The sequence below is a fragment of the Methylobacterium bullatum genome (assembly GCF_014845095.1).
Classification (GTDB): domain Bacteria; phylum Pseudomonadota; class Alphaproteobacteria; order Rhizobiales; family Beijerinckiaceae; genus Methylobacterium; species Methylobacterium bullatum.
Genome location: NZ_NKUG01000159.1, coordinates 1 through 7,205, shown reverse-complemented (window position 1 = coordinate 7,205; position 7,205 = coordinate 1). Strand labels below are relative to the sequence as shown.

Below are 7,205 nucleotides of genomic sequence, written 5' to 3'. Positions count from 1 at the left end.
TCGGCACGAGGCGCTCCACGAGGGAGGTCGTGATCAGGACCTGCAACGGGCCGGCGATCCGCGCCACTGCGGCGGTCGCCGCGGTGATCGCGAGCGGCACCAGGAAGGCGGTGATCAGGTGGGCCAGCGCGATCGCGCCGTCGCCCCAGGGCAGGAGGACGGTGGCATCCGTGGGCGACGCCATGCAGGGCGAGGCGGCGCAGGAGGAGAGGAGGGCGGCAAGGCCGGCAAGGACGAGGGGCGAGGGTCTCATGGCGATCTCCGGGATGCGGCAGGGGAGGGAGAACCGGGTGCTCCGGGCTCAGGCGCGTGCGCCGAACAGCGCCCGGAGCGAGGTCTTGAGGCGCGCCCAGGCACTCACGGGCGCGGTGCTCCGCTGGGGCGGCGCGGCCCGCACCGAGGGCGTGCGGGGGAGGGGGCGGCGCTCGGAACCGATGGCCGGGTTCGGAACGATCCCCGGCCGCTCCTCCGGTCGCTCCATCACCGGGCCGGCGGGGCGCGGGATCGCCGTGGGATCGGTGGAGCGGGCGCGCGGCAGGGCCGTCGCGTAGGGCGTGCGGAACTGGTCGTATTCGGCCCTCCGGCGCGGGATCAGCGAGGCGGGCCGGTTCCACATCAGGATCGCCTCGGCGGCGCCCGCCCGGTCACCGGCATTCAGGCGCCGCACGACGGTCGAGCGGCGGAACGCGCCCTCGCCGATGTTGAAGCAGAGGGAGACCAGGGCATCGAAGGCATGGTCCGGCAGATCGGCGGGTGCCACCGCCGCGACGGTGCGCACGAAGCGGCCGACATCGCGGGCGAAGAGCGCGTCGCATTCCGCCGCCGTCAGGCGCAGGCCCGGTGTCACCACGGGTGGCCCCGCCGCGCTGGTATGGCCGATGCCGATGGTCCAGATGCCGACGGAATCGCGGTAAGCCTCGAGGCGCCGTCCCTCGCGGGCAACGAGCACGGCATGGCCGATGGCGCTGAGATCCATGGTTCACTCCGGGTTTGGGAACGGGGAAGACGCGTCGTGCGGCGACGCGCGATCAGGAGGACATTGCCTCCCGGGCGGCTCAGGGCATTGCGAGGCCCCAGAACGCCGTGTCGGCGGCGAGGATGCCGCCCTCGGCGCCGGTGAACTGCGCGAACACCTCCACCGTGTCGCCCGCCGCCAGAGTGAGGGTGGCCGTGAGGGCGAGGGTCGAGACGCCGTCCACGAGACCGGTCACGCCCGCCCGGTGGCGGGGGGACGCCGCGCCGTTGCGGTAGAACCGGGCCTGGAGCGCGGTGGGCGACGCGCTGCCGATCCTGCGGTAGGCGAGGCCCACGCCGAACGTGTAGGTGCCGGGCTCGGGCGCGACGAACCGGTTCGTCGCGGGCACGAACGCGCCCTGGTCGTTCACCTCGGCGGTGTTGAACGCCACCTTGGTCCAGGCGCCCGCCGGAATCGTCGCGTCCGCGCTCATGGCGGCGGCGAAGCGGGGCAGGTTGGTGAGGCGGGACCAGCGCGTCCCGTTATAGCCCTTGAACGCGGCGGCGGTGCCGTCGAACAGGATCTGTCCGGGCGCGAGCCCTGCGCCGGGCGTGCCGGCACGGGGGACGAGTTCGAGGGCGCCGTTGCCCCTGAACTTGACCACGGACCGGCGCGTGCTCGTGCCGATCTCCGTCGTCTGGAAGTCGACGAGCGTCCCCTGTGCCGTGGCCGTGAAATCCTCCTCGGCGAGGCCGTTGAAGGTGACCATGTTGCCGGAGAACCCGCCCGTCGCCTGGTAGCCCCGGCCGAAGAAACCGAAGAAGCGGTCTCCGGCGAGAATGCCGGTGGGGGCGGCCGGGGTGCCGCGGGCGATGCGCGTGGTGATGTTGGCCACCGGCGAGCCGGCGCTGTAGCATTCGAGCTGGAGCAGGGCGGAACTCGACGAGCCCGAGACGAAGAGCGGGGCGGCCGGCACCGGGCCGCCCGGTGCCGCGGCCGATCCGAATCCGACATTGCCGCTATTTCCCAGCGCCCGCCAGGCATGGGACCAGTTGTTGCCGTCCGCCGAGACCTTCGCCGTCAGGCTGTCGTCGCCCACGAGGCCGATCTCGGCCCGGCCGGAAAAGCCGGTCTGCATCAGCAGTGACAGGACGTTGCCCGTGGCCCCCTTGTTCAGGGCCAATCGCAGGTCGCCGGTGCCCCCCTCCGCCGTGGCGCGTGCGGTCCAGAGGGCCTTGTTGAGCTTGGCCGAGAACGGGTTCTCCGCATCCGCATGGGTGCCGAGGCCGAGGAGGACGAGGTTCTGCAACGCGGAGATCGTCCCGGCGAGGCCGGTCCAGGCGGTGCCGTCGAAGCGGTAGAAGGCGTCCTCGTCCGCGAGATAAGCGAGCCACCCCGCCCTCGGCGTGAGGCCGTCCCAGACCCCGTCGTGGAAATGGGCGATGTGGCCGGAGAGCCCGGTCCAGGCGCCGGTGGGCGCGGCGCCGGCGACGAGGTAGCGGTCTCCCTCCACGGGGGCAGGCGGCGGGGCCGTCAGGTCCTTGTCGAGGCAGGAGAGCTGCACGAGCCTGTCGAGGACCACCAGGGCCTCGTTGTGGGTGACGTGTTTTCCTGCCTGCGCCGCCGCGATCAGCGGCAGGGCGAGGTTGTCTGTCGTCAGCGACATGGGGTGACTCCGGGTCGGTCGGGTCGGTCGGGTCGCTCAGGCGGAGCGGACGGGCAGGAGGGCACGGCGGCTCGGGCCGGGTCCGGCGACGGTGCCGACCTGGGCGACGCTCACGTCGAGGCGGGTCTGCTTCGCGCCGAAATCGGCGCTCTCGTCGGCGTTGGCGTAGAGGAGCGCCGGCTCGGTCGTCCGGGCGGTCCGCAGGGTCGAGCCGTCCGCCGCATGGATTTCGACGAGGTAGGTCTCGCCCGGTTCGTCCTGCGGGATCTCCATCGGCTCCCAGCCATCCGCGTCCCGCCGCGCCCGGCGGAGCCAGGTCAGCCTGATCCCGCCGGCCTCGCGCCGCGCGACCGGATGCACCGGCGCGAGCGGAAGGAGCGGCAGCAGGCCGGCGCTCGCCTGCAGTTCGACATAACTCGGATCGCCGGGGTCGCGGGTGGCCGGCCCGATCCGGTAGCGGAACGGCCGGCCGGCCTCGTCGAGCCGGTCCAGCAGGGGCACCACCGCCCCGTCGTCGAGGCGCACCACGAGGCAGCCGGGCGGATTTGCGCGTCCGGCGAGCTCCTCGCTCCCCATCAGGCCGCGCAGCAGCCGGCTGAGGCGATAGGTGCCGGGGCCGATCAGTTCGGCGCCCGCCGCCGCGATGATCTCTATTCGACCATCCTCGCCCATGAGGGCGAACAGGTTGCCCCCCGCCAGCACGTCGTCCTCCGCGATGGAGGACAGAGCACCGGCATGGCGCAGGCGCACATCGAGCCGGGTTCCCCGGTCGAAGCGCCAGAGGGGTCCCGGCGGCAGCGGGGTCAGGATTTCGCCGAGGCAGGCCGGATAATCGACGATCCGGTGCAGGCCGAGGGGGCCGTCGGTGCCGGCCGAGCGCCAGACGGCCATCTCGCCGGGCCAGGGATCGGCCGAGACCGCGAGGTATTGCAGGATCGTCGGGCTGCCCCTGTCCACGGGGAGGTCGAACACGCGGGCGAAGGGCCGCCCGGCCATGGACGGGGGCGGCCGGAATCCCCTGTCGTCGGGATTTTGGGTCGCGCCGAGGCGAGACGGGTAGGCCGGCACCGCGCGGGTCTCGATCCGCCGCGCGCCGGCGCTGTCGGCGATCCGTACGATCCGATGCGGCAGCCGCGCGCCGGGCAGGGCCAGGAGGTCGCCGGGCACCAGGTCGATCCGGCGCGGGCTCACCGCGAAACCCGCGCTGTCGCGCCCGGCGATGGCCATGTCGAGGAGCGCCTCGGCCAGCGCTTCGGCGCTCCCCCGGCGGGTGACGATGGGCGCGTCGGCGTTGCTCTCGCGCCGTCTCAGGCCGGTGGGGCGGATCGCCGAGGCGGTGGCGGTCCGGTAATCGGCGCTCTGCCCGTTGCAGAAGGCGAGGGTGAGCGTGCGGGGCAGTTCTGATTCCTCGGCGCGGACGAAGCTCAATGGCGCCCGGTCCCGCTCGGTGAGCACGAGATCGGCGGCCGCCAGGACGATCGGGCTCTCGCGGCGCGGGCAGCGAATGTCGAGCCTGCCGCCCACCGCCGAGACGTCGAGCCCGTAGACCCGGGCCAGCGGCTCCAGGGCGCCGCGCGCCGACATCGGCCGGTCGATGACGTAACCGTCGAGCCAGGCATCGGCGGCGATCCGGGCCGGTGCCGTGATGCCGAGATCGGCGAGGATCGCGCCGATCAGGCGGTCGAGCTCCAGCCCCTCGATCCGTCCTGTGATCCAGTGACCCAGGGACCAGTTCTCCGCATCTGCCCAGACCATGTCGAAATCCGGAAAGGCCGGGAAGGGCCGCGCGTCCCAGCACCAGACGAAGACGGAGCCGGGCGACACCATCGGGCCGCCATAGACGGGCGAGACCGGGTTGTGAGCCGGCTCGAAACCCGGCAGCGCTTCATCGAAGCGGGTCAGGATGGCGGTGAGGCCACGGGCCTGGATCAGGTCGTCGCGCACGTTGGCCGAGAAGGGCGGGGCGGCGTTCTCGGAGGATTTCGCGTCGGGAAAGACGTTGGGGCCGTTGGTGCCCCTGTCCACGGCGGGCACGCCGATCTCGGTGAGCCAGATCGGCTTGGATCGGGGAATCCAGGCCGTGGTGCCGGTCTCGATCCCGCCGTCCCGCTCGCGATGCGGGTTCGACCACCAGGAGACGAGGTCCTTGGCCCGGTAGACCCAGGGCTTGCCCGCCGCGCCGTCGGTGATGGGGGTGCGCGCCTGCGCCCGCCGGTCGGCGTCATTGGCATAGTACCAGTCGAAGGCCTCTCCGGCCCCGAGGCGGCGCTTGAGATAGGCGGTGTCGTAGACGCTGTCGGTCTCGGCGAGGTCGGCATGGTCCGCGCCGTCGCGCCAGTCGCTGATCGGCGGGTAATAGTCGATGCCCACCGCCGCGATGGCGGGATCGGAAAACAGCGAGTCGAGGGGGAATCGCACGGTGGCCCCGCCGTCGCGGACATGGGCGCCGTACTCGGTCCAGTCGGCCGCGTAGACCAGGGCCACGCCGGCCCCGAGGCGGGCGCGCACCTCCTGGGCCAGCGCCGTGAACGCCTCCACGGCCGGATAGCGCCCGGCCTCGCCCCGCACGCGGGTGAGGCTCGGAAACTCGCTGCCGATGATAAAGCCGGAGAGCGAAACGCCGTCGGCCGCCCAGCCGGCGGCGAGGTCGGCGTAATGCAGCAGGAAGCGGCGGTATCCGTCCGGGTTCTGGAAGAAGGCCGCCACTTGCGCGGACGCAGCGGCGGTCCCGTCCGGGCTGCCCGGCTGGCCGGGGGCCGGGAAACAGGTGATGCGACCGCGCCAGGGATAGGGCGGCTGATGGAGCGCTCCCGCGTCGCGCGGATCGGGCAGGCCGTTGCCGGCGGGCACGTCCATCATCACGAACGGGTAGAGCACGACCTCGAGACCACGGCGGCGCAGCTCGGCGACGAGGCGGCCGAGCCCGGCATCGGAGGGCGTGCCGCCATAGGCAGCACCTCCCATGGGCGCGGTCGAGACCGTCTTCACCTCATCGCGGGTCAGCCCGGCGACGCTCCATGTGTCGCCAAGCGTCGCCTTGTCCGGCCGGTCGACCTTGGGCGTCACCGTGCATCGGCCCGCGCGCAGGTCGCTTCCGAACCAGCTCGCCACCACCGAGACGCGGGCGAGGCGCGGGCACAGGGCCTGGAGCGCGTCGAGGGAGGCGGTGACGTCCGTCGTGTCCTGGAACTGGAAGCGGTTGGCCGCCCGCGTGGCGCCGAAACCCGCATCCTCGGTGACGAGGCGGGGGTCGAGGCCGAACTCCGTCGAGCCGGGGATGAGGCAGACCGCGCGGACCATCCCGGCGAGCCCCTCCACCGGGCGGATCACCTCGAAGGCCAGTTGCGGCACCCGGTTGCCGAACTCGGCCAGCGCCATCCGCTCGAACACCATATAGGCGAGGCCGCGATAGGCCGGTGCTCGGTCCGCGCCCTCCTTGGCGACGATCAACGGATCGGGCGCCTGGTCGGCCCCGCCCCGGTGCAGGCGGTAATTCAGCGTGGTGAGGTCGATCTCGCGGCCATCGGCCCAGACCCGGCGGACATGGGCGATCTCGCCCTCGCACAGCCCCACCGCGAGGTCGGCGAAATAGGCATAGGTGGTGGTCACGATCTTCTGGCCGGCGACGCCCTTGCCCCCGGACGAGGCGCGCTGGACGCTGGTATTGGCGACTTCCAGCGGGCGCGTCGCCCAGATCAGGGTGCCCCCTACCTTGGCGCGGCCGTAGACCCGCTTGATCGGCTCGCCCTCCGTGGAGGACAGCCCGGCCACATCGGTCAGGCGCGGCCCCTCCACGACGCGCGGCCCGGCCCGCGACCCGAACAGGGCGCTGTCGATCGCGCCGCCGGCCACGGCGCCGAGCGTGCTCAGCACGGCCCCGCCGATCGGGCCGCCGAGCGCGGTCCCGAGCGCCGCCCCGGCCGTCTGCAGGATGAGCGTGGCCATGCGGGAGGGCTCCGGGAGGGAGGGCTAAAGGATCAGGGACACTCGGTGCGCATCGCCTCGCCCCGCCTGCGGGGAGGGGACGAAGTGCGCGTGCCGGTTAAAGAGGAACGTCAACGGTCACTGCCCAAGCGCACGCGAAAGCTTTCACAGGACGCCATCGCCATGCTCTCTTCGCTTGACCGGAGCACGCCATGACAGAGTTCACGCCCTTCGACGCGTCGGAGTATCTCGGCACTGTCGAAGCCATCGCCGAGTATCTCGCGGCCGCCCTCGAAGATTCGGATCCCCAAGTGTTTCTCGCGGCCCTCGGCGACGTGGCCAAGGCGCGGGGCATGACGCAGATCGCCAAGGATTCCGGGATTGGCTGGGAAATTCTTTACAAGGCGCTCTCCCCGGGCTCGAAGCTGCGTTACGAGACCGTCCGGAAGGTCATGGATGGGCTGCGTGTGAGGCTCACCGTCCTTCCGCATTCCTGAAACAGACCATCCTGAAACCGGAGCACATGCGCTTGGTGCGGGCGGCGGTGAGGTCGACTGTGCGGCCATCAATCCAGACCCGCACATCGGTGCGCCTCGCCTCGCCCCGCACGCGGCTACTGGATTCACTTATCCATTCTTGCAGGCAGGGCGCGTCCCTCTC

5 protein-coding genes and 1 pseudogene are annotated in these 7,205 nt (G+C 72.0%); 1 reads left to right on the top strand and 5 read right to left on the bottom strand.

The window, feature by feature from the left end; translation table 11 throughout:
- The 4 genes and pseudogenes from MBTS_RS19895 to MBTS_RS19880 form a co-directional block, all read right to left on the bottom strand.
- Positions 1 to 253 (bottom strand): annotated as a pseudogene (locus MBTS_RS19895) (hypothetical protein); the annotation flags it as partial.
- Between the two features lie 48 nt (positions 254 to 301).
- Positions 302 to 976 carry a lysozyme gene (locus MBTS_RS19890; protein WP_192216317.1) on the bottom strand — a complete coding sequence of 225 codons (675 nt, stop codon included), beginning with the start codon at positions 974 to 976 and terminating at the stop codon, positions 302 to 304.
- A 79-nt stretch (positions 977 to 1,055) separates the two neighbouring features.
- A complete protein-coding gene (locus tag MBTS_RS19885) occupies positions 1,056 to 2,621 on the bottom strand; it encodes a DUF2793 domain-containing protein (protein ID WP_147833430.1) in 1,566 nt (521 codons plus the stop codon).
- A 36-nt stretch (positions 2,622 to 2,657) separates the two neighbouring features.
- Entirely contained in the window at positions 2,658 to 6,566 is a 3,909-nt protein-coding gene (locus MBTS_RS19880) for a baseplate multidomain protein megatron (RefSeq protein WP_192216316.1), read from the bottom strand.
- A 191-nt stretch (positions 6,567 to 6,757) separates the two neighbouring features.
- On the opposite strand from MBTS_RS19880, the gene MBTS_RS19875 reads away from it, so the two are divergent.
- Positions 6,758 to 7,042 (top strand): addiction module antidote protein, encoded by a 285-nt coding sequence (locus tag MBTS_RS19875; protein ID WP_192216315.1) that lies wholly within the window; start codon positions 6,758 to 6,760, stop codon positions 7,040 to 7,042.
- Here the strand turns inward: MBTS_RS19875 and MBTS_RS23545 are convergent.
- A partial coding sequence (locus tag MBTS_RS23545; protein WP_210322882.1) for a hypothetical protein occupies positions 7,020 to 7,205 on the bottom strand: 186 nt, incomplete at its 5' end. The genes MBTS_RS19875 and MBTS_RS23545 overlap by 23 nt on opposite strands.

Bases quoted from the DNA above. Each gene is read 5' to 3' on its own strand.
- MBTS_RS19890 (WP_192216317.1), bottom strand. From the start codon at position 976: ATGGATCTCAGCGCCATCGGCCATGCCGTGCTCGTTGCCCGCGAGGGA.
- MBTS_RS19885 (WP_147833430.1), bottom strand. From the start codon at position 2,621: ATGTCGCTGACGACAGACAACCTCGCCCTGCCGCTGATCGCGGCGGCG.
- MBTS_RS19880 (WP_192216316.1), bottom strand. From the start codon at position 6,566: ATGGCCACGCTCATCCTGCAGACGGCCGGGGCGGCGCTCGGGACCGCG.
- MBTS_RS19875 (WP_192216315.1), top strand. From the start codon at position 6,758: ATGACAGAGTTCACGCCCTTCGACGCGTCGGAGTATCTCGGCACTGTC.